At 66.7% G+C, this 21,421-nt stretch carries 16 protein-coding genes; 6 read left to right on the forward strand and 10 right to left on the reverse strand.

Translation table 11 applies throughout. The features are described 5' to 3' along the window. Window positions 1-83: 83 nt before the first annotated feature. The 10 genes from parC to QMB55_RS09335 all read right to left on the reverse strand — a co-directional run bounded on the left by parC (window position 84) and on the right by QMB55_RS09335 (window position 10,670). Entirely contained in the window at window positions 84-2,537 is a 2,454-nt protein-coding gene (parC, locus tag QMB55_RS09290; RefSeq protein ID WP_497588415.1) for a DNA topoisomerase IV subunit A, read from the reverse strand. Window positions 2,538-2,541: 4 nt separating this feature from the next. Further along, window positions 2,542-4,491 (reverse strand): DNA topoisomerase IV subunit B, encoded by a 1,950-nt coding sequence (parE, locus tag QMB55_RS09295; RefSeq protein ID WP_497588416.1) that lies wholly within the window; start codon window positions 4,489-4,491, stop codon window positions 2,542-2,544. 260 nt (window positions 4,492-4,751) lie between these two features. Continuing rightward, window positions 4,752-5,543, reverse strand: a complete 792-nt coding sequence (locus tag QMB55_RS09300) for a flagellin N-terminal helical domain-containing protein (RefSeq protein WP_497588417.1) — start codon at window positions 5,541-5,543, stop codon at window positions 4,752-4,754. 136 nt (window positions 5,544-5,679) lie between these two features. Further along, complete coding sequence (locus QMB55_RS09305; RefSeq protein ID WP_497588418.1) at window positions 5,680-5,994, reverse strand: EscU/YscU/HrcU family type III secretion system export apparatus switch protein; 315 nt, start codon at window positions 5,992-5,994, stop codon at window positions 5,680-5,682. Then, window positions 5,978-7,186, reverse strand: coding sequence for a flagellar hook-length control protein FliK (fliK, locus tag QMB55_RS09310; protein ID WP_497588419.1), 1,209 nt, complete (start codon window positions 7,184-7,186; stop codon window positions 5,978-5,980). Before fliK ends, QMB55_RS09305 begins: the two co-directional genes overlap by 17 nt. A 60-nt stretch (window positions 7,187-7,246) precedes the next feature. After that, window positions 7,247-7,555, reverse strand: a complete 309-nt coding sequence (gene fliT / locus QMB55_RS09315) for a flagellar protein FliT (RefSeq protein ID WP_497588420.1) — start codon at window positions 7,553-7,555, stop codon at window positions 7,247-7,249. A gap of 2 nt (window positions 7,556-7,557) precedes the next feature. After that, complete coding sequence (gene fliS, locus QMB55_RS09320; RefSeq protein WP_497588421.1) at window positions 7,558-7,989, reverse strand: flagellar export chaperone FliS; 432 nt, start codon at window positions 7,987-7,989, stop codon at window positions 7,558-7,560. Window positions 7,990-8,004: 15 nt separating this feature from the next. After that, on the reverse strand, window positions 8,005-9,372 hold the full coding sequence (gene fliD, locus QMB55_RS09325) for a flagellar filament capping protein FliD (RefSeq protein WP_497588422.1): 1,368 nt from the start codon (window positions 9,370-9,372) through the stop codon (window positions 8,005-8,007). 26 nt (window positions 9,373-9,398) lie between these two features. Continuing rightward, on the reverse strand, window positions 9,399-9,800 hold the full coding sequence (locus QMB55_RS09330) for a flagellar protein FlaG (protein ID WP_497588423.1): 402 nt from the start codon (window positions 9,798-9,800) through the stop codon (window positions 9,399-9,401). Window positions 9,801-9,878: 78 nt separating this feature from the next. Further along, the gene (locus QMB55_RS09335) at window positions 9,879-10,670 is read right to left on the reverse strand and encodes a flagellin N-terminal helical domain-containing protein (RefSeq protein ID WP_497588417.1); all 792 of its coding nucleotides are present in this window, start codon (window positions 10,668-10,670) and stop codon (window positions 9,879-9,881) included. Window positions 10,671-11,036: 366 nt separating this feature from the next. On the opposite strand from QMB55_RS09335, the gene QMB55_RS09340 reads away from it, so the two are divergent. From QMB55_RS09340 to QMB55_RS09365, 6 genes are all read left to right on the forward strand, one after another. Beyond that, the gene (locus QMB55_RS09340) at window positions 11,037-13,676 is read left to right on the forward strand and encodes a tetratricopeptide repeat protein (protein ID WP_497588424.1); all 2,640 of its coding nucleotides are present in this window, start codon (window positions 11,037-11,039) and stop codon (window positions 13,674-13,676) included. Further along, entirely contained in the window at window positions 13,676-15,358 is a 1,683-nt protein-coding gene (locus QMB55_RS09345) for a tetratricopeptide repeat protein (protein WP_497588425.1), read from the forward strand. Before QMB55_RS09340 ends, QMB55_RS09345 begins: the two co-directional genes overlap by 1 nt. After that, a complete protein-coding gene (locus QMB55_RS09350; protein WP_497588426.1) occupies window positions 15,355-17,484 on the forward strand; it encodes an O-linked N-acetylglucosamine transferase family protein in 2,130 nt (709 codons plus the stop codon). The genes QMB55_RS09345 and QMB55_RS09350 overlap by 4 nt, the downstream gene beginning before the upstream one ends. Further along, on the forward strand, window positions 17,472-18,707 hold the full coding sequence (locus QMB55_RS09355; RefSeq protein ID WP_497588427.1) for a hypothetical protein: 1,236 nt from the start codon (window positions 17,472-17,474) through the stop codon (window positions 18,705-18,707). Before QMB55_RS09350 ends, QMB55_RS09355 begins: the two co-directional genes overlap by 13 nt. A 121-nt stretch (window positions 18,708-18,828) precedes the next feature. Continuing rightward, entirely contained in the window at window positions 18,829-20,097 is a 1,269-nt protein-coding gene (locus tag QMB55_RS09360) for a radical SAM protein (RefSeq protein ID WP_497588428.1), read from the forward strand. A gap of 118 nt (window positions 20,098-20,215) precedes the next feature. Continuing rightward, on the forward strand, window positions 20,216-21,421 hold a 1,206-nt coding region (locus QMB55_RS09365), incomplete at its 3' end, for an ATP-grasp domain-containing protein (RefSeq protein ID WP_497588429.1).

A 21,421-nucleotide genomic window follows, 5' to 3' on the forward strand; every position in this document is an offset into this window, starting at 1 on the left:
CCGCTGGATGGTGAAGTAAGGAAAGGATGCATGCAGGAGTTTGGAGTGATGTGCCTGAGCGTCACGGCGGTGCGCGCGGTGCGTCAGGTTCCGCCGTTCTCGGACGTGACCGCGGGCGGCGTTACCTCGGGCAACGCTTCGAGCCGCGGATGGTTGACGAGGCCGACGGCCGCGCCGCGCCGGGCGCGCTGGCCGAGGTGCTTGTCTTCGGAGGCGAGTTCCTTGGGCTTGTTGCGGAAGCTGCCCTTGACGAGCAGGGTGGCGCCGCGGATCGGGAGCACGGCCTTGAGCGTCTCTTTGCCCTTGAGGCCGATGATCTGCACGCCCTTGCCGCCCGAGAGGCGCTTCATCTGTTCGAGCGGGAAGACGAGCAGACGGCCGTCGTCGGCCAGCGCGGCGAGGTGGTCGCAGCCCGTGATGCGGGCCGGCGGCAGGATTTCGGCGCCGTCTTCGACGGTGAGGAAGGCCTTGCCCGCCTTCTGGCGCGAGAGCAGGTCGGCGTAAGCGCAGATGAAGCCGTAGCCCGAGGTCTTGGCGAAGAGGAATTCCTCTTCCGCCTTGGCGACGAGGACGTGCGCGATCTTGCCGCCGCCCATGTCGACGAAGGACGGCAACGGCGCCCCCATGCCGCGCCCGTCGGGCAGGGCGGCGATCGGGACGGTGAAGGCACGGCCTTCGGTCGACAGGATGACGAGCGAATCGATCGCGCGGCATTCGAAGTGCGCGCCCGGCCCGTCGCCGTCCTTGTAGGCCACGGCCGAGAGGTCGAGATGATGGCCCTGGCGTACGCGCGCCCAGCCCTTGGCCGAGACGATCAGCGTCACCGGTTCGTCGGCGACGGCGGCGACTTCCGCGCGCGAGGCCATGGCCGCGGCTTCGATCACCGTGCGCCGGGCGTCGCCGTGCTTGGCGGCGTCGGCGCGGATTTCCTTGATCACCAGCTTGCGCAGCAGGGTGTCGCTGGCGAGCAACTTCTCCAGCTCGTCTTTTTCGCCGCGCAACTTTTCCAGCTCCTGCTCGATCTTGATCCCTTCGAGGCGGGCGAGCTGGCGCAGGCGGATTTCGAGGATGTCGTCGGCCTGGCGGTCGGAGAGCGCGAAGCGGGCGATCAGCGCCGGCTTGGGTTCGTCCGACTCGCGGATGATGCGGATCACTTCGTCGATGTTGAGGAAGACGATGTGCCGCCCTTCGAGAATGTGGATGCGGTCGAGGGCTTTGGCGAGGCGATGTTCGCTGCGCCGACGCACGGTGGTGACGCGGAATTCGCACCACTCGCCGATCAGGTCGGCGAGCGTCTTCTGGCACGGGCGGCCGTCAAGGCCGACGGCGACGAGGTTGATCGGCGCCGTGGTTTCCAGGCTGGTGTGCGCCAGCAGCAGGGCGACGAGTTCGTCGCGGCTCTGGCGCGAGCTGACCGGCTCGAACACGAGGCGGATGTCGTCGTCCTTGCCCGACTCGTCGCGCGCGCGTTCGAGCTGGGAGGCGAAAAGGGCTTTTAACTGCGCCGCCGACTGTTCGATCGCTTTCTTGCCCGGCTTGGGCTGCGGGTTCATCAGCGCGCCGATTTCCGAGAGTACTTTCGCGCTGGAGACGCCAGGCGGCAGCTCCTTCACCACCAGTTGCCAGGCGCCGCGCGCCATTTCCTCGAAGTCGTAGCGGGCGCGGACGCGCAGGCTGCCGCGTCCGCTCTGGTAGGCGTTGGCGATCTCGGTCGGGGTGGAAATGATCTGGCCGCCGCCGGGGTAGTCGGGGCCGGGCAGGTGTTCCATCAGCTCGGCGACGCCGGCTTCGGGGTGTTGCAGCTTGTGAATCGCCGCGGCGGCGACTTCGGCGAGGTTGTGCGGCGGAATCTCGGTGGCCATGCCGACGGCGATGCCCGAGGCGCCGTTGAGCAGGGCGAAGGGCAGGCGGGCCGGCAGGCAGGTCGGCTCGTCGAACGCGCCGTCGTAGTTGGGCTGGAAGTCGACCGTGCCTTCGCCGAGTTCGCCGAGCAGGAGTTCGGCGATGGGCGTCAAACGCGCTTCGGTGTAACGCATCGCTGCCGCGCCGTCGCCGTCGCGCGAACCGAAATTGCCCTGGCCGTCGACCAGCGGGTAGCGCAGCGAGAAGGGCTGGGCGACGCGCACCATCGCGTCGTAGGCCGAAGCGTCGCCGTGCGGATGGTATTTACCGATCACGTCGCCGACCACGCGCGCCGATTTCACCGGTTTGGCGCCGGCCATCAGCCCGAGTTCGCGCATCGCGAACAGGACGCGGCGCTGCACCGGCTTTTGCCCGTCCTTGACGTCGGGCAGGGCGCGGCCCTTGACCACGGCGACGGCGTATTCGAGGTAGTCGCGCGCCGCGCTTTCATGCAACAGCATGCTGTCGCCATCGTCGTCGCTGCTGACAGCGGCGGTTGGCGGCTGCGGCGGCTGCGGAGGTTCGTCCGGCGCGGCGACGGAAGGCGCCTGCGCGGGCTCGGCGGGGGATGCCGAAGCTTCGGCGGCGCCGGCAAAGAGGTCAGGGGTGACGGTGTCTTCGTGCTTGTGCGACATGTGTTCAGATCTCCGCGTCGATCAGCGCGCCGTTGGCTTCCATCCAGGCGCGGCGGCCGGCCGACTCGTTCTTGGCCATCAGCATGTTCATCACCGGCAGGGCGTCGTGGGCGGCGGGCAGGCGCACACGCATCAGGCGGCGGGTGTCGGGTGACATGGTCGTCTCCCACAGTTGCTCGGGGTTCATCTCGCCCAGGCCCTTGAAGCGCGAGAGGACGACAGCCTCGGGTTTGACGCCTTCGAGGCGCAGGCGGTCGAGGGTCGCTTCGCGTTCGGCGTCGTCGAGCGCGTAGAGTTTGCGCGGCGGGCGGTTCTTGCCCTGGCCGGGGACGTCGAGGCGGTACAGCGGCGGTTGCGCGAAATAAAGGTGGCCGCGTTCGACGAGCTTGGGAAAGTGGCGGTAGAACAGGGTGCACAGGAGCACCCGGATGTGGCTGCCGTCGACGTCGGCGTCGGTCATGATTACGACTTTGCCGTAGCGCAGGTTGTCGAGCACGCCGTCGGGCGCTTCGGGCGGGTGCGGGTCGATGCCCAGCGCCACGGCGATGTCATGCACTTCGCGGTTGGCGAACAGACTGCCGGGGTCGACTTCCCAGGTGTTGAGCACCTTGCCGCGCAGCGGCAGGATCGCTTGTACTTCCTTGTCGCGGCCCGATTTGGCCGAGCCGCCGGCCGAATCGCCCTCGACGAGGAAGAGTTCGTTGCGCTCGAGGTCCTCGCTCTGGCAGTCGGAGAGCTTGCCGGGCAGGATGGCGACCGCCGACTGTTTTTTCTTCTCGACTTTCTGCCCGGCGCGGGTGCGCGCCTGCGCGGCCTTGATCGCCAGTTCGGCGATCTTCTTGGCGGCGTCGGGGTGTTCGTTGAGCCACAGTTCGAGCGGGTCGCGCAGCATGCGCGCGACGAGGGCGACGGCGTCGCGCGAGTTGAGGCGTTCCTTGGTCTGGCCCTGGAACGAGGGATCGAGCACGCGGGCGGCAAGAACAAAGCTGATGCGGGCGAAAACGTCGTCGGCGGCGAGTTTGATGCCCTTGGGCAGCAACGCGTGGTGCTCGGCAAAACTCTTCACAGCATCGAAGGCCGCTTGGCGCAAGCCCGTTTCGTGCGTGCCGCCGGCCGGGGTGGGAATGAGGTTGACGTAGGACTCGCGCGCCAGGCCGCCTTCGGCCGTCCAGCACAACGCCCAGGCGGCGCCGGCGCCAGCCGGGAAGTTCTCGTCGCCGGCGGCAGCGTATTTCTCGCCGGCGAAAATCGGCGCAGCGAGTTCGCCGTCGAGCTGTTCGGCGAGGTACTGGCGCATGCCGTCGGCAAAGCGCCAGGTGGTCGTCGCGCCGTTTTCGATGCGCAGGCTGATTTCGAGGCCTGGGAGCAGCACGGCCTTGCTACGCAACAGGCGCTCGAGTTCGCCCTGCGGGATGTGCGGCGCGTCGAAAAACTGGGCATCGGGCCAGATGCGCAGGCGGGTGCCGCTGGCGCGCTTGGGTGCGTCCCCGGTACGTTCGAGTGGTTCGATGACGTTGCCGCCGGCAAAGGCCATGCGGAAGCGCCCGCCGTCGCGCGTCACCTCGACCTCAAGCCGCGTCGACAGGGCGTTGGTGACCGAGACGCCAACCCCGTGCAGGCCGCCCGAGAAGCGGTAGGCCGAGCTGCCGTCGTCCTTGTTGAATTTGCCGCCGGCGTGCAGGCGGGTGAACACCACTTCGACGGTTGGTACCTGCTCGACCGGGTGGATTTCGACCGGAATGCCGCGCCCGTCGTCCTCGACCGAGACCGAACCGTCGGCGTGCAGGGTGACCGTGATGCGTTTGCAGAAGCCGCCGAGCGCCTCGTCGGCGGCGTTGTCGATGGCTTCCTGAATAATGTGCAACGGGCAGTCGGTGCGGGTGTACATGCCGGGGCGGTGGCGCACCGGTTCCAGCCCCTTCAATACGGCAATCGATTCGGCGGTGTAGCTCATGGCAGGAATTTGGGTCTCCACGGATGGTCGGCCGGCGGGCGCCTGCTGGGCCACGGACGGCACATCAGGCGGCGGGCTGGAGGCATTCCGTGCGGGCCGTCCGCGGACGCGGTCCGCGCATCAGGCCGATGCCCTGCCGGCTGCAGGCGGCGATTTTACACCCCGGGGGCGGTGCCCGGTAGCCGCGTCGGCAGCTTGGGCGGCAAAGAAAAACCCGGCCGGGCTTGCGCCGGGCCGGGTTTGCGACTGCTGCCTCAGATTTAACGCAGGAGCGAGAGGACGTTCTGCGGGATCTGGTTGGCTTGCGAGACCATGGCGGTGCCGGCCTGCTGGAGGATCTGGGCACGGGTGAGCGAAGCGGTCTCGGCGGCGAAGTCGGCGTCCATGATGCGGCTCTTTGCGGCCGACTGGTTCTCACGCGCACCTTCGAGGTAGCTGATGGTGAAGGTCAGGCGGCTCTGGACCCCGCCGATTGCGGCGCGGTTGGAGGCGACACTGCCGAGCCAGGCGTCGATGCTGGAGAGCGCGGTGGAGGCGCCGCCGGAGGTGCTGACGTTGGTGCCGGTGACGCCGACGCTGGTGAAGGTGCCGGAGATGGTGTCGGCCGCATCGGCGCCGACCTGGAAGGAGAAGGTGGCGTAGACCGACTGGCCGTTGATCTTGGCGGCGCCCTGGATGCGGGAGGCTTCGGCCTGGAGGGCGGAGTACTCGACGTCGATCTTGGAGCGCTCGGTGTCGGAGAGGGTGCCGTTGAGCGACTGGGTGGCCAGTTCGCGCATGCGCTGAAGCTGGTCGGAGACGACCGAGAGGGCGGTGTCGGCGGTCTGGGCGTAGGAGATGCCGTCGGAGGCGTTACGCATGGCGACGGTCATGCCGCGGATCTGCGATTCCATCTTCTGGGCGACGGCGAGGCCGGCGGCGTCGTCCATCGACGAGTTGACGCGCAAACCCGAGGAGAGGCGCTGCAGGGCGGTGCTCAGGCCGGTGGCCGTGTTGTTGAGGTTGCGCTGGGCATTCAACGACATGACGTTGGTGTTGATGATTTGTGCCATTTGAATCTCCTAGAGGTCAGTTGATCACCTGCGCCGATACGTGTCCGGCGCCTTGAATCTCGCGGGCAGGTTGCGCGCCGTTAGATCTGCTTACGGCAGGAGAAAAGACAAACTTAAGGCCTTCGCGCGAAATAAATTACGGGGTCTTGGGCAGGGTGAGCGTCGGTGCGGCGGGTGTGCTTTCGCCGCTCTCGAGGCGGTATAGCCAGGCCAGCAGCTCGGCCACGGCGACATAGAGCTGCGGCGGGATGCGCTGGTCGAGGTCGACTTGCATGAGCAGCGATACCAGTTCCGGAGATTCATGCACGTAAACCCCGTTCTCGCGCGCCCGGGCGATGATTTGTTCGGCGAGTACGCCGCGTCCCTTGGCGACGACGCGCGGCGCGGCGTCGGTTTGGGTGTAGGCCAGCGCGACGGCGTGCTTGAGGTGCTCGTCACGTCGGTGCGTCACGATTTCCCTCGGGGGGTACGGGAGCGGTGTCCTCCGCCGCCTGATGGCTGACCGCGAAGCCGCCCAGCGTCAGTCCTACGGCGTCGAACTGTTGGCGCAGGGCGTCGCCGGCGCCGCGCAGCCGTACTTCGCTGGCATCGTTGGCGACGGCGAGACCGACGACGAGTTGGTCGCCGTTGAGCCGGATGCGGGCCTCGACCTCGCCCAGGTGTGGCAAGACGAGGCGCAGGCGCGTCGTCCAGGCATTGGCGGTGGCGTCTTCGTCCGGATTGCGCTGTCCGTCCTCCTCGATTTCCCAGCGCATGTCCTGCCCGGGCCAGACTTGCCCTTGCCAGGCGTAAACTTGGGTGGCGAGTGCATCGAGCTGTTGCTGCACGATCGGTTGGGTTTGAGGAGCGACGAGTTGTCCGTTGGGCGTAAGCGTCACGGCGGCGCGGGCAGACACCTCGCCGGAGGGCGGCGTTTCGCCGGCACGAGACGGGGCGGCTGCGAGGTTTTCGGCTGGGCGTGTCGTGGGCTGGGCTTCGCCGCGCGATGGCGCCGTTGCGCTTTCCGCGCCCTCTTGTGCCGCGGCTTGAGCGTGGGCGGCCGCGGTCGAAAGCCGCCCTTGCGGCTCCTGCAGCAGCGTGGATTGCGGTAGCCGTCCGGCGACCCACTCGGCCTGGTGCGCTTCGTAGAACATGCCGCTCTGGGTGAGCGCTTGGTGCAGGGCGGGGAGCAGGTCTTTCCCTTGGCTGGGCGGTGCGGTGAGCAGCGGTTGGTTGCCGTTGAGCGCCAGGGCCTCGCCGCTCTTGCCGCCGGGCTGGCGGGCGTTGCCGGCGAGGGCGCTGATCAGTTGGCCGGCCCGGCTCAAGGTGGCCGAGACCGATTCGGTGCCGCTGCCGCCCTGGGCGGCCGCCCCTTCACGGCCGATGACGGCGAGCGCCAGCTTGCCGTCGGATTCGGTGACCAGCAACTCCAGGCTGTCGCCGGCCTTGGCCGAGAAGGGCAAGGCGAGGGTGATGGCCCGTTGGTTGATCAGCGCGCGGTAGGTGCCGTTGGGCAGCAAAGCCTGAATCTGCGCCATGATCCGGTCGCCGGCAACCAGTCCCGAGAGGCGGTCGGCGATGTCCTGGGTGGGGGCGACGGGGCGTAACGCGGCATCGGCCGTGTTCTGCAGGCGGGTGGCGACGTCGGACGGGATGGACGACATGCGGGCAGGGGGCGGTCGAGGGGGCGTCGCCGTGAAGGACGACGGTGCGGAGTCGGCGCGTTAGCCTTCGAGCGGCGTCAGCGGGTGCCGGGTGAAGTTGTCCAGCAGCGGGGCGACTTGCTCCATCCAGGGCTTGGCGCGTTGGACGATGGCAGCCTGAGCGTAAAGGATACGTTCAATGTGCGCGCGCGCCTCGAGTCTTTGCTCCGGAGGGAGGGCTTCGAGCCGGTGTTGCGTCAGTTGCGCGAAATCCCGCTCGGCCTGCCGCCAGCCGGCCGCGACGCCATCCCAGTCGAGGGCTTCGGCACAGCGCGTCATGGTGGCGTGCGCCTCGTCGAGGTCCCGCAGCAAGGCAAGCGCCGCGCTCATGGTCAGCCGCCCACGCGACGCGATTCGGTGTCGTCGGCCTCGACCTGCTGCCCAATGGCGATCCAGGCGCTGTGGATTTCGTTGAGCAGGCCAAGCACTTCGTCGAGTGCGGCACCGTCGTTGTTGATGTTGGCGTGCAGCAGACGGCGGGCCATGTAGTCGTAGAGCGCGTAGAGGTTTTGCGCCAGATTGCCGCCGGCTTCAAGGTCAAGGCTGGCGCGCAAGCCGTTGAGGATGATGTCGATGGCCTTGGTGATCGCAGTCCCCTTCTGCGCGATGTCGCCCGCGTCGACGCCAGCGCGGGCGATGACAACCGCCTGCCGGGCGCCTTCGAAAAGCAGGACGATGAGCTGATGGGGGCTGGCCCCCTGGACGCTCGTTTCTAGACCGACGCGGCTGTAAGCGTTGGCCGGGTTGCTGCGGCTACCGAACATCGGAAAGATCCTTGATTATTTACTGAGCTGCGAAAGCTGCTGGGACAGGTAGGACGACGTCGTGGAGAACTTTGCCATCATGGTGTCGAGCGCCGTGAATTGCGCCCGATAGCGTTTTTCGACCAAAGCAAGTTGGCGGTTCATCTGGTCAATCCGATCGTCGAGGCGATCGCTCTGTGTGCTGAGCCCCTCGCTGCGCGCCGTGATCAGGCCGTTAACGCCGATCATGTTGCCGGTCAGCGTGGCGAAGCTCGTTCCATAGGCCGAGAGAGTTTTTGCAACCGAGGCGAAGTCCTTGTCCGTTGCCGACTTGAGCGTCGTGGCGTCGAGCTTCAGCGTGCCGTCGCTTTTCGAGACGATGCCGATGTCGGCGAGGTAGCTGTAGGCGCTACTGACTCCCGAAGGGATCGACGACAAGGCGGAACGCAACTGGCTGACAGCACTCGAGACCGTGCTGTCGCCGCTGAGGATGCCGGTGTTTTTGCCCGTGGCGTCGTACTTCGAGAGGTCTTTGAGGATGCTGCGCGCGTCGTTGTAGGCCTTGACGAAGGCCTCGGCCTTGCTCTGCAGACCCGAAGCGTCGTTGGCCACGGTCAGCGTGGTCGGCGCGTTGTCATTGGTTTTGGTCAGCGTGAGCGTGACGCCGGTGATGGCGTCGGTGACGACGTTCGAGCTGGCGTTGGCGATGGTGATGCCGTCGATTTTCAGGATCGCATCCTGGCCCGGATCCTTCTGCGTCAGATTGCCGGCGGTGGCCGGGGCATCAGGGTTGAAGGCGAAGCCGGACAGTGCGGTCGAAATCTTGATCTGGTTCGTCTCGCCTGAGGCTTCGCTGGTGACGACCAGTTGCGCGCCGCTGGCGCCATTGACCACCGTGGCCGAGACGCCAGCGTCAGAAGCGTTGATGGCCTTGGCCACGTCGGCGAGGGTGGAGCCGGGATTGATCGTGACGTCGATGGCCGAAGTGCCGGATTTGCGCACGAAGCTGCCACTTGCCGTGCTGCCGAGTTCGATTGTCAGTGTTCCGCCCGCAGATGGGTCCGCAGCGGCTGCGGAGAGCAGCTTGTGGGTGCTGGCCAGGCGTTCGATCTCGACACTGTAAGTCCCGCCGACGGCGTTGCTGTTGGTCGCGACGCTGGCGATGCTGGTGTCGGCAAGCGTGCCTTTGTAGGAGTACAGGCCACTGGCCGTCGACATGGCCTTGGCCGCGGTTTGCAGGTTGTCCAGCGCGCTCTTGATCTTGCCGATCGCCGAAATCTGGTTGTCGACCTTGCTCTGCTGGGTTTGCAGGCGCGTCAGCCCTTGCCCTTCGAGGGCCATCAGCTTGGTGACGATGTCGTTGACGTTCAGTCCTGAACCGATGCCGGGTGATGATATGGGCATGATACCTCCTTGCGATGAGGGACGCCCTAGGCCTGTTGGCGGATCAGGAGTCCTTGCAGGCGTTCGAGCGCCTGTGCGAGTTCGAGCATTTCCTTGGACGGGATCTGGCGGATCACCTCCTTGGTGCTGCGGTCGATGACCTTGACCACAGTGACTCCAGACTCTTCGTCAAGCGAGAACTGTATATCACTGGCCGTAGCACTGACAAATTTCTGGATTTTGTCGACCGCCTGGGTGAGTTCGTCCTTGTTCGGTTCCTTGGTCTCGCCAGCCTTGCTGGTCTGCTGATTTTGCGTTTCGGTCCGCAGCGCCCCGAGCGCGTCGCGTTGGCGATCTGCGTTCCCCGCTTTCTGGACGGCGGTAGACGCGGCATTGATCGGCAACGGTGGCAAAGAGGCGCTCGCACCGTCGATTCCGTTGATTCCCATGATCGTCTCCTCTTTGTCTTCGGCAAGGGCCGGTCGAAACTACGACCGGCCCGTGAAGTTTAGCCGAAGCCCGTCGTCTTAACGCAGGAGCGAGAGGACGTTCTGCGGGATCTGGTTGGCTTGCGAGACCATGGCGGTGCCGGCCTGCTGGAGGATCTGGGCACGGGTGAGCGAAGCGGTCTCGGCGGCGAAGTCGGCGTCCATGATGCGGCTCTTTGCGGCCGACTGGTTCTCACGCGCACCTTCGAGGTAGCTGATGGTGAAGGTCAGGCGGCTCTGGACCCCGCCGATTGCGGCGCGGTTGGAGGCGACACTGCCGAGCCAGGCGTCGATGCTGGAGAGCGCGGTGGAGGCGCCGCCGGAGGTGCTGACGTTGGTGCCGGTGACGCCGACGCTGGTGAAGGTGCCGGAGATGGTGTCGGCCGCATCGGCGCCGACCTGGAAGGAGAAGGTGGCGTAGACCGACTGGCCGTTGATCTTGGCGGCGCCCTGGATGCGGGAGGCTTCGGCCTGGAGGGCGGAGTACTCGACGTCGATCTTGGAGCGCTCGGTGTCGGAGAGGGTGCCGTTGAGCGACTGGGTGGCCAGTTCGCGCATGCGCTGAAGCTGGTCGGAGACGACCGAGAGGGCGGTGTCGGCGGTCTGGGCGTAGGAGATGCCGTCGGAGGCGTTACGCATGGCGACGGTCATGCCGCGGATCTGCGATTCCATCTTCTGGGCGACGGCGAGGCCGGCGGCGTCGTCCATCGACGAGTTGACGCGCAAACCCGAGGAGAGGCGCTGCAGGGCGGTGCTCAGGCCGGTGGCCGTGTTGTTGAGGTTGCGCTGGGCATTCAACGACATGACGTTGGTGTTGATGATTTGTGCCATTTGAATCTCCTAGAGGTCAGTTGATCACCTGCGCCGATACGTGTCCGGCGCCTTGAATCTCGCGGGCAGGTTGCGCGCCGTTAGGGGTGTTCACGGCAGCGAGGGGACGAAACTTTAGTTTTTTTTTGTGTTGTTTCTCCTGTTTTGAATCAGTGGGTTGTGGTGTTTTTTGAGTGGGTAAGGCCGAGTTCGCGCCTTTGCGGCGTGCCGGAGGGGCTCCGGCATGCCGTCGTGGCACCGGCTCCCCGGGCGTTACGGAGGCGGAAAACCGTGACGCTGATTCGGCCGCCCTGCTAGACTTCGGGCGCATGGCGCCACCCGCTCGGGCGGCCAGCGAACGCATCCCTTTTCAGTACAGGTGAACTCATGAATTTCGCTTCCGGTGACGCGCGTCGGCAGGCGGCTTTGGCGCAGCTTGCGGCCGCGTTTTCCGCGCACGATTTCCTCTCGGCCGAGCGCATCGCGCGCGAACTGCTGAGTGTCGATGCAGGCGACGAGGAGGCCCTGCATCTGCTCGCGCAAATCCTGAACCGGCAAGGGCGGGCGGCCGAAGCGGTCGAGCTGATGGGGGCGCTGTGCTCCTTCAACCCCCGCTATGTGGCGTATCACAACGACCGGGGCGTCATGTTGGCCGCACTGGGGCGCTGGCCCGAGGCGGTCACGGCCTATGAAAACGCGGTCGCCCTCGATCCGTGCCATGTCGATGCCCGTTTCAACCTGGCGCTGGCGCTGTTCCGCTGCAAGCAGACCGCGGAGGCACGGACGGCCTACGACGCGTTGGCGGCACTGACGCCGGACATTCCCGAGATGGACGTCCTGCACGGCGAAATCCTGCGGGCCGAGGGGCGTCCGGGTGAGGCCGTCGAGGCCTTGTCGCGGGCGATCGCCCAAGGTATCGACACGGCCGAGGTGCACGTCAATCTGGGGCTTGCGCTGGAGGATATGCACCGTGGTGACGAAGCCGAAGCGGCTTTGCAGGCCGCCAACCGTGCGGCTTCCGGGGGTGACGCGGCGGCGTGTTTCCACCTTGGCAACCGCTATCGCGATCAGGGGCGCAAAGACCTCGCCGAACAGTTCTACGGCCAAGCACTGCGCCTGCGTCCGGATTTCGCCGAGGCCTACAACAACCTCGGCCTGCTGCTGCAGGAGCGCGGCGAAGCCGAGCGCGCGGCGGCCTGCTTCTCGGAAGCGCTGGCGACCGATCCCATGCTCGATGCGGCGCACACCAACCGTGGCAGTGCCTTGCTCAAGCAAGGGTGGATGGACGGAGCGATCGACAGTTTCAAGCGCGCCCTGGAGATCAATCCCGCCTCGGCCGAGGCCTGGAACAACCTCGGCAACGTTTATTTCCGACTGCATCGCCTGGACGAGGCCGAAGCTGCCTACCTCGAATCGATCCGGCTCAAGCCGGACTATGCCGAAGCCGATCTCAACCTCGGCATCCTGCGCTTGCTGCGCGGCAACTTCCGGGACGGCTGGCCGAGCTACGAAAGCCGCTGGAAGATTCCGGGCGTGGCCGAGAAACAGCCGCGCTTCGCCCAGCCCGAATGGACGGGCGAGCCGCTCGCCGGCCGCAGCCTGCTCGTCTATAGCGAGCAGGGCATGGGCGACAACCTGCAGTTCGTGCGTTACCTGCCGCTGTTGCGGGCGCGCTACCCGGATTCGAAAATTTATTTCTGGTGTCTGCCGCCGCTCTACCGGCTGTTCGCTGCGAACGCCGACGCGTGGGGCATCGAAGCGCTCCCGCCGACCGTGGCCGGCGGCCTGCCGCCGTTCGATCTGCACATTGCCCTGCTGTCTTTGCCTTGGCGCCTGGGCACCGAGCTGGCGACGATTCCGGCCGAGGTGCCTTACCTCCGCCCCGATCCGGCGCTGGTCGAGCGCTGGGGCGCGCGCCTGCAGGGTTTGCCGGGCAAGAGGGTTGGCGTGGTCTGGGCAAGCGGCGAGGTCTATACCTTCCATCGCTTCCGCACCGTTCGCTTGCGCCAGCTCGAAGCCTTGCTTGCCGTCGAGGGCGTCAGCTGGGTGTCGCTGCAAAAAGGTGGCGGTGCGAGTCAGATCGAGAGCGAAGGGCTGTCCGACCGGATTCTCAACGTCATGGACGAGGTCGAGGATTTTGCCGACACCGCGGCGCTGATCGCCAACCTTGACCTCGTGATCAGCGTCGATACGTCGGTGCCGCACCTCGCCGGTGCGCTGGGCGTTCCGGTGTGGCTGCTCGACCGTTTCGACACCGACTGGCGCTGGCTGCTCGACCGCTGCGACAGCCCCTGGTACCCGTCGATGCGCATCTTCCGTCAAACGGTGTTCGGCGATTGGGAGACAGTCATGGCGCCGGCCGCGCAGGCCTTGGCCCACTGGGCGGGCCGTGCCGAAGCAGCGCCTGGAATCGCAACGAAATCCGTACCTCGGCTCGAGGCGGCTGGGGGCGTGCCGCTCAAGCTCAACCTCGGCTGCGGCAGCCGCAAGATGGCGGGCTTCGTGAACGTCGATTGCTTTGCCGCTTGCCGGCCCGATCTGGTCGTCGACCTCGAGCGTACGCCGTGGCCGTGGGAAAACGACAGCGTTGACGAGATCAAGCTGGTCCACGTGCTCGAACATCTCGGGCAACGCACCGAAACCTTCCTCGCCATCGTCAAGGAAATGTACCGCGTGTGCCGCGACGGCGCGCGCATCGAGATCATCGTGCCGCACCCGCGCAGCGACAACTACCTTGGCGACCCGACGCATGTTCGCCCGGTGACGGTCCCGATGCTGCAGCTCTTCGACCAACGCCTGAATCGCCAGTGGGCGGCGATGGGGGCCGCCAACACCCCGTTGGGGCAGATTTGCAGCGTCGATTTCGAGGTCGAGAGCCGCGAGCACCGGCTCGGTGCCGCGTGGCAACGCAAGCTCGATGCCGGGGAAATCAGTGAAGACGAAATGCATTTCGCCGTCCTGCACTACTTCAACGTGGTCGAGCAAACCACCATCGTCTGGCGCGTGCATAAAGGGCGAATGGCGTGATGCGGGCGGTGGAGGTCGAACGCGAGGCGCGCGCGGCGCTTGACCGTGGCGACGATGCCGAGGCGTGCCGACGGCTTGAAGCCCTGTTGCACGAGCAGCCCGCGGCCTACCCCCAGCGTTGCCTGCTCGGCTTTATTCACCATCAGGCCGGTCGTTTGGGCGAAGCGCGTGCGGCCTACGAGGCGGCACGGGCGATCGCGCCGCCCTCGCCCGAGCTGCAGCAGAACCTCGGCCAGGTTTACCTGCGTCTGGGTGAAGCCGGGCTTGCCGTGCAGGCGTACGAAGCCGCGCTGCGGCTGGCCCCCGAGGCGCCTGAGCTGCTCGATGCCTTGGCTGCTGCGCATCAGGCTGCCGGTGATCTGCCCGGTGCCCTGGCCTGTTACGAGCGTATCCTGCAGCGCGATCCGCGCCACGTGCCGGCCTTCGTCGGCATGGCGGAAGCCTTTGCCGACCACGGCTGGGTGGACGACGCCCGGCGCAGCCTGGAAACTGCGCTGACGCTGGCGCCCGACCATCTGCCGGCGCTCAACCTGATGGGCGTGCTGCATTTGCGCGCTGGGCGCTATACCGAGGCGGCCTGCTGCTTTGAACGGGCCGTCGCGGCTCGTCCCGGCGATGCTGGCCTGTTGCGCAACCTGGCCATGACCCGCGCCGCCCAAGGCGAGCATGCTGCCTGCGGTGCGCTGTGCGACGCCGCGCTGGCGCTGGCGCCGGACGACCCCGACGTGCATTTCACCCGCGCCAGCCATCTGCTGCTGGTCGGTCGCCTTGACGAGGGCTGGCGCGAGTATGAATACCGCTGGGCGTCGCGCGAGCGCGCCAGCGCCGTGAAGCCGCCGCCGACCCGCCTGCCGCGCTGGTCGGGCGAGCCGATCCCGCGTGCCGGGAGCGCGCTGCTGGTCTATTCCGAGCAAGGTTTCGGCGACGCCCTCCAGTTCGCGCGCTACCTGCCGCTCGCCGCCGCGCGTTTCGAACGTGTCGGCCTCGTCGTCAAGCCGCCGCTGCGCGCCCTGTTCGCCCGCAGCTTTGCGGGATGCGCCGAGGTTTTCGAGGCCCCTCCGGACGAATCAGACTGGACGCACCATTGCCCACTGATGAGCCTGCCGCTCGCCTTCGAGACAACCCTCGCCACGATCCCGGCACAGGTGCCCTATCTGCAGCCCGATCCGGCGGCCGTTAGGGCCTGGCGCACGCGCCTCGCAGCGCTGCCCGGGCTCAAGGTCGGAATGAACTGGACGACCGGCAAACGCGCGGTGCACAAGCAGAGTTTTGAGCTTTCGCTGCGCGATCTGGCGCCGCTCTTCGCCTTGTCCGGCGTGGCCTGGATCAGCCTGAGCAAGGAGCCGCTGGCGCCTGCGGACGCGGCGTTGCTGGCCGCATCCGGCGTGCACGACTGGCGCGATGAGCTGGCCGACTTCGACGCCACGGCGGCGCTGGTCGCAGGCCTCGATCTGGTCATCAGCGTCGATACCGCCGTCGCGCACCTCGCGGGCGCCCTGGCCCGGCCGACCTGGCTGCTCAACCGCGCCGAGAGCGAGTGGCGCTGGTTGCTCGAGCGCGAGGATTCGCCGTGGTATCCGACGATGCGCCTCTTCCGCCAGCGGGTTCCGCGGCAGTGGGACGTGCCGGTGGAGGCTGTGCATGCGGCCTTGCGCGCACGTCTGGCCGAGGGCTCAGCATGAGCAGGGGCGCAGGCGGTCCCGCGCTGGCCCTGTTTTCCGAAGGGCTTGCGCATCAACAGGCGGGCCGACTGGCGGCCGCGCGCGTCTGCTACGAGCGCGCATTGGCGCTCGATCCAGGGCAGACCGACGGTCGCTTCCTGCTCGGGCAGACGCTCTACGACAGCGGCGAGCATGCGACGGGCGAAGCCATGATGCGCGCGGCGATCGCCGCGCGGCCACAGGCGGCGAACTACCATGCCGGGCTTGCGCTCTCCTTGTTCAACGCCGGGCGGTTGTCTGCCGCCAAGGACGAATTCTGGGCGGCTTTGCAGGGGCTGCCGCAGGATCCCTCGTTGTGGCGCGGCATGGCGCTGTGCTGCATCGACAGCGGCGAACTCGACGCCGCCAGCGAGGCCGCGCGGGTCTGGGCGCAGCTCCAGCCCGGCGACGCCGAAGCGGCGCGCCTGAACGCACAGCTCGAATCGCAACGGCAGTACGACTGCGGGGTCGCGCTCGAAGCTGAAGGCCGCCACCAGGAGGCTTGCGCGGCCTGGCGTGCCGCGCTGGTGGCGGCGCCTGGCGCCGTACCGGTGCTGTTGCGACTCGGTAACCGGCTGGCCGCCCTCGGTGAGCATGCCGAGGCCGAAGCCTGTTACCTGCGCGCGATCGATGTCGAGCCCGCGGCGGCGGCCTCTCACTTCAACCTGGCGATGCTGCGCCTCGATCAGGGGCGGCGCCTCGACGCCGCGTCTGCTCTCGAACGCGCCGCCGAACGCGCGCCCGACGACGGTCTGGTCGCTGCCCACCTCCTCTTCCAAAAGCTGCACCTGTGCCGCTGGGACGGCATCGAAACGCTCGTTGCCAAGGTCCGTGCCGCAGTCGAAGCGGGGCGTGCCGACGTGCCGCCTTTCGTCGTCTTCGCCATGCCGGGCACGGACGCTGCGCTACAGCGCCGCTGTGCCGAACATCACAGCGCCTGCCTGCGCCGCGCCGAACTGCCTGCGTTCCGGCGCAGCGCGCCGCGTCGGCCGGGGGCGAGCGAAGGGCGTAAACGTCTGCGCATCGGCTACCTGTCGTCGGACTTCAAGAACCACGCCACCGCCTACCTGATGATCGAGATGCTCGAAGCGCACGATCGCGCGCGCTTCGAGTTCTTCCTGCTTTCCTACGGGATCGACGACGGCAGCGAGCTGCGCGGGCGTCTCGAACGCGCCGGCGAGCATTTCATCGACCTCGCCGGGCAGCCCGAGGCCCATGCCGTGCAGTGCATCGCCGACCTCGACCTCGACGTACTCGTCGATCTGAAGGGCTACACCGAAGGCAACCGCAGCGACTGGCTGCAGTATCGGCTGGCGCCGGTGCAGGTGAACTGGCTGGGCTATCCCGGCACGCTCGGCGCGCCGTGGGCCGATGTCCTGTTCGCCGACGCCGTGGTCGCGCCGCTTGAGCACTCAGCGCAGTTTTCCGAACGCGTCGTCCATCTCCCGGGCTGCTACCAGCCCAACAGCCGCGCTCGCCCCTGTGCGGCGCGCCCGACCCGCGCCGTCGAGGGCTTGCCCGAGGAGGCCTTGGTGCTGTGTTCCTTCAACCAGACCTACAAACTTACCCCGGAGGTCTTCGCCGTCTGGCTCGAGGCCTTGCGTGAAACGCCGCACGCGGTACTCTGGCTGTGGGCCTCGAACCCATGGGCCGAGGACGAACTGCGCCGGGTCGCGCAGGCGGCCGGTGTCGATCCGATACGCCTGATCTTCGCCGAAGGGCGGGCGCAGCCCGAACATCTGGCGCGCCTGCCGCTGGCCGACCTGGCGTTGGACACCTTCCCCTGCAACGGCCACACCACCACCTCGGATGCCCTGTGGGCCGGCGTGCCGGTGCTGACCCGGCAGGGCGAGGCTTTCGCCGCGCGCGTGGCGAGCAGCCTGCTCGCCGCCGCCGGCCTCGATGACCTGATTGCCGTTTCGCTCGCCGACTACCGCAGCCGCCTGCTGCGCTGGTGCGCCGACGCCGCCTGGCGTGCGGACCTTGCCGCCCGCGCCGGCGCCTTGCGCGAGACGAGCCCGCTCTTCGATGCGACGGCGTTTGCGCGCAAGCTGGAGGCGGCGTATCTGGAACTTGCAACGGAGCGGGGTTGCGCATGGTCCCCCTGACCACGGTGCAAGGGTTCGCTCCCGAAGCGCTGCGCGCCTTACTCGGGGCGCGCCCGCTCTATCTCTGGGGCAGCGGCGATGTTGCGCTGGACGTATTGACCAGCCTGCGCCGTATGGGCTTCTCTCCGTGCGCCTTCTTCGATACGCGGGTGCGCGCCGGCGAATCAGTACAGGTCTGCGGCCTGCCTTGCCTGCCGACGCAAGCCGTACTCGGGTCCCGTGCCGTGCCGCGCCCCTTCGTCGTGATCGCCAGCGCCGACTACCGGCTCGCAGCGGCACGCGCCTGCGTCGACGCAGGCTTCGCACGCGGCCGCGATTTCATTGATCAGTTCGACATTCCGCGCCCGGTCGCCGTCGTTGAACTTTGCGCACCGGACGGACGTTGCATGGCCGCGGCCGCTTTCGAACGCCTGCTCGCCAAGCTGCTCGCCGATCAGCCGTTGCTCTGCCATCTTGAGCTTTCTTGGCAGGGCGATCCGGGGCGCCATCCCGAACTTGCGCGCCTCGTCGCCTACGCCGAACGTTTCGTGCCTTGCACGGTGAATACGGCCTTGCATACGCTGGACGACGTGCAGGGCGTTCTGGCGGCTGCGCCCACCCGGCTCAACTTTATCGTGCGCGGACACGGTGCGAGCTACGACGCTGCTTTCGGAGTGGGCTCCTGGGCGCGTGCGCAGGCCGCGCTTGAGACCTTGCGCGCGGCCGAAACGCCAGATCGGACGGGCGCGCGGATCATGCTGCGCTACCTGCGCGCGCCCGAGGCGGCCTCGGAGACTTTCTCCTTCTGGCAGGGGGAGGTTGCCGGAAGCAGCTTGCGCTTGAACATCGAGTGGCCTTACGTGACGCCTTACGACCTCGTTCTCGCTTACTGTCGGGAGGGTGTCCACCCGGCAGGCGAGGCCGGCCAATTCGCGGCCCTGCCGTGGTCCTTGGAAACCGCCTTGCAACTGGCGGCGAGCGAGCGCGATCAGCCTTGCCTGTCGCAACGGATTTTCCCGGTGATCGGCGTCGATGGTGCGGTGGCGGCCTGTCATCTTTACCGAGCTGCGCTGCTCGCCCCCGACTATTTGGCCTGCGACTGGTCGGCGTTGCTCGCTGCGCGGCGGACCTGCGTACCCTGTCAGGAGTGCCAGGCTCAGGGCCTGCATCGCCTCGACATCGAGGTGCAGGCACGCCGGCACCCAGCGTGGCGCGTACGCTTGCTCGGCAAGGCCGCCGATTGAACGCCGAAGTTGCGCCGGGCACTACATTTTGTGCCGCGCCTGCCGTTATACAAATGAGACACTCTCTCGTCTGTGTGCCCTTCGGCAGCTGCGGGAGCAGAAACGAACACAGGAGAGCGTGATGGAATCCATGCCGGCGATGACGATCGAACGTTTCCGTAGCCTGGTCGGCGAGCGGACGATCTACATCTATGCGGTCAATCTCGAGGGCATCGGTTACCTCAAGCGTTTCCTGCATTACGGCTTCAAGGTCGGTGGTTTCATCGACTCGCGCAGTTTTCCTGGCAATTGCCGACGCGGCCAGCCGGTAACCCATCCTGACGCCTTTTTTACCGGCCCGCGTGATGACGCGTTGGTGCTGATCACCGCCAAGCACCGCCAGACGCGGCGCCTGGCCATCGAGCAGTGCGAGCGTGCCGGCCTGCGGCGACACGAGAGTCTGTTCGTCGCCTCCGACCTGTGCGACTACTACCCGACAATCGAGATTGCCGGCAAATGCAACCTGCGCTGCATCTCCTGCAACATGGGGCTGCCCGGCGCCAACAAGAAGGGCGGCTACATGCGCGCCGGGACGTTCGCCCGCGTGCTGGCCAAAATGCAGACCGAAATTCCCTTCCTCAATTCGCTCTACCTCTACCTCTGGGGCGAGCCGCTGCTCAATCCCGACCTGCCCGAGATCGTCCGTATTGCGAGCGAAGCGGGTGTGGCCTGCGAAATCTCGACCAACCTCAACGAAGCAAAAAACCTCGAAGCGCTCGTCGCCGCCAATCCGGAAATCATCGTCGTGCCCTGTTCGGGTGTCGGCGAAAGCTTCGAGATGACGCGTACCGGTGCCGACTGGAACAAGTTCCACGCCAACCTGCATGCGCTGCGTGCCTTGATCGACGAACACGGCGTCGAGACGACGGTGCGCGTGCATTACCACATGTACAAGCACAACCTCGGCGCCGAGTACGAGGAAATTGAAGCACTGAGCCAGAAACTCGGCTTCCAGTTCCTGCCCATCCTGGCGCAGATTTTCCCCGAGTACGTGCTGCGCCATGTGATGTACGGCGAGCCGATTCCGGCGCCGATGCAGCGCGCCAACGAGCTTCTGATCTATCCGATCGAGGATCAGCTCGCCTACGCGCGGCGCAACACCGATAAGAGCTGCTTCATGATGAAGGTCTTCCCAGTGGTGCGCTGGGACACCTCGACGGTGCATTGCAGCAACCTGACCTTCCCCGTCCTCAAGTCGAGTTATCTCGACGCGAGCCTCGACGAGTTGCTCAAGATTCGTAGCGACAACGATTTCTGCAATCAATGCATCGAACACAGCATGCACCGTTTCTTCGACGTCTCGGCCTCGGTGCAGACCGTCGACGGGCAACGCGTCGTGGTGCGCGATTGAGCGTAAGCCGACAGGGCTGGGCGCGCATGACCGCCGCATCGGTTAGGATGACGGTCGCGAACCACGCATCACCTCTATCAGGGAGTCGGACCTCGCCATCTGGACGGGGTCGAAGAACATGAGCGGAACCGCCTTACTCGTTGGCAGCAGCTTCAGCGCCATTCCTCTCTTTTTCGCCCTCAAACGGCGCGGCTTACGCGTCGAGGTCTGCGGCAACCTTCCCGGCGACCCCTGCCACCAGTATGCCGACGCGTCGCATGCCATCGACTATTCGGACCGCGAGGCGCTCCTCGCCGTCGCGCGCGGCGGGCGTTTCGACTACCTCGTGCCCTCGTGCAACGACTACGCCTATCTCGCGTCGACCTGGGTTGCGGCGCAGCTGGGATTCCCGGGGTTCGATCCGGTCGACATGGCGATGATGATGCACACCAAGCATCGCTTCCGCGCCTTCGCCGAAGCCGCGGGCGTCCGCGTTCCGGCCTCGCTGCGCCTGGCGCCGGGCGGGCTGCCCGAGCTGGGGCGTTTGCGTGCGCCGTATCTCGTCAAACCGGTCGACAGCTTCAGCGGTCGTGGGGTGACGCGCGTTGAACGTGCCGCTGATCTTGCCGCCGCGATTGACCGGGCGCGCGCCGCCTCCCGCGACGCGACAGTGGTCATCGAGAATTTCGTCCCCGGCCGTCTGCACAGCCACTCGGCCTTCATCGCCGGGCAGCGGGTGGTGGCGGATTTTTTCGTCGACGAATTCTGCACCGTCTATCCCTACCAGGTCGATTGCTCGAACCATCCTTCGGCCTTGGTCGATGGGCTACGCGGGCGTGTGCGCGCCGAGATCGAGCGCCTGGCCGCCGCGGCCGGGCTGGCTGATGGCCTCGTGCACACCCAGTTCATCGCCGACGGCGACGATTTCTGGATCGTCGAATGCATGCGCCGCTGTCCGGGCGACCTCTACAACCGGCTGATCGAAATCTCGACCGGTGTGCCTTACACCGACCTCTACGTGCGCCCGTTCGTCGGCGAAGCGCTGACGCCCGAGCCCGCCTGCACCACACCGCGCTTCATCGGTCGGCACACGATCTCGCGCGCCGCCGAATGCGTTGCGCTCTCCTGGTCACACCGTCTCGGCGAAACGCCGCTCGACATCGTGCCGCTCAAGCTCTCCGGCGAGCGCCTGAGCGCCGCACCTTTTGACAAACTGGCGATTTTCTTCGCCGAATTTTCCTCGGCAAAATGTCTGCACGAAACCGTGCCGCGCTTCGCCGATCTCGTCACGAGATCGTGTCCCGGGACGTGGTGTAAGAAGCGTCAGCAGAAGCGGTCAGCGGGT

It is taken from the genome of Propionivibrio sp. (assembly GCF_041441355.1).
Taxonomy (GTDB): Bacteria; Pseudomonadota; Gammaproteobacteria; order Burkholderiales; family Rhodocyclaceae; genus Propionivibrio.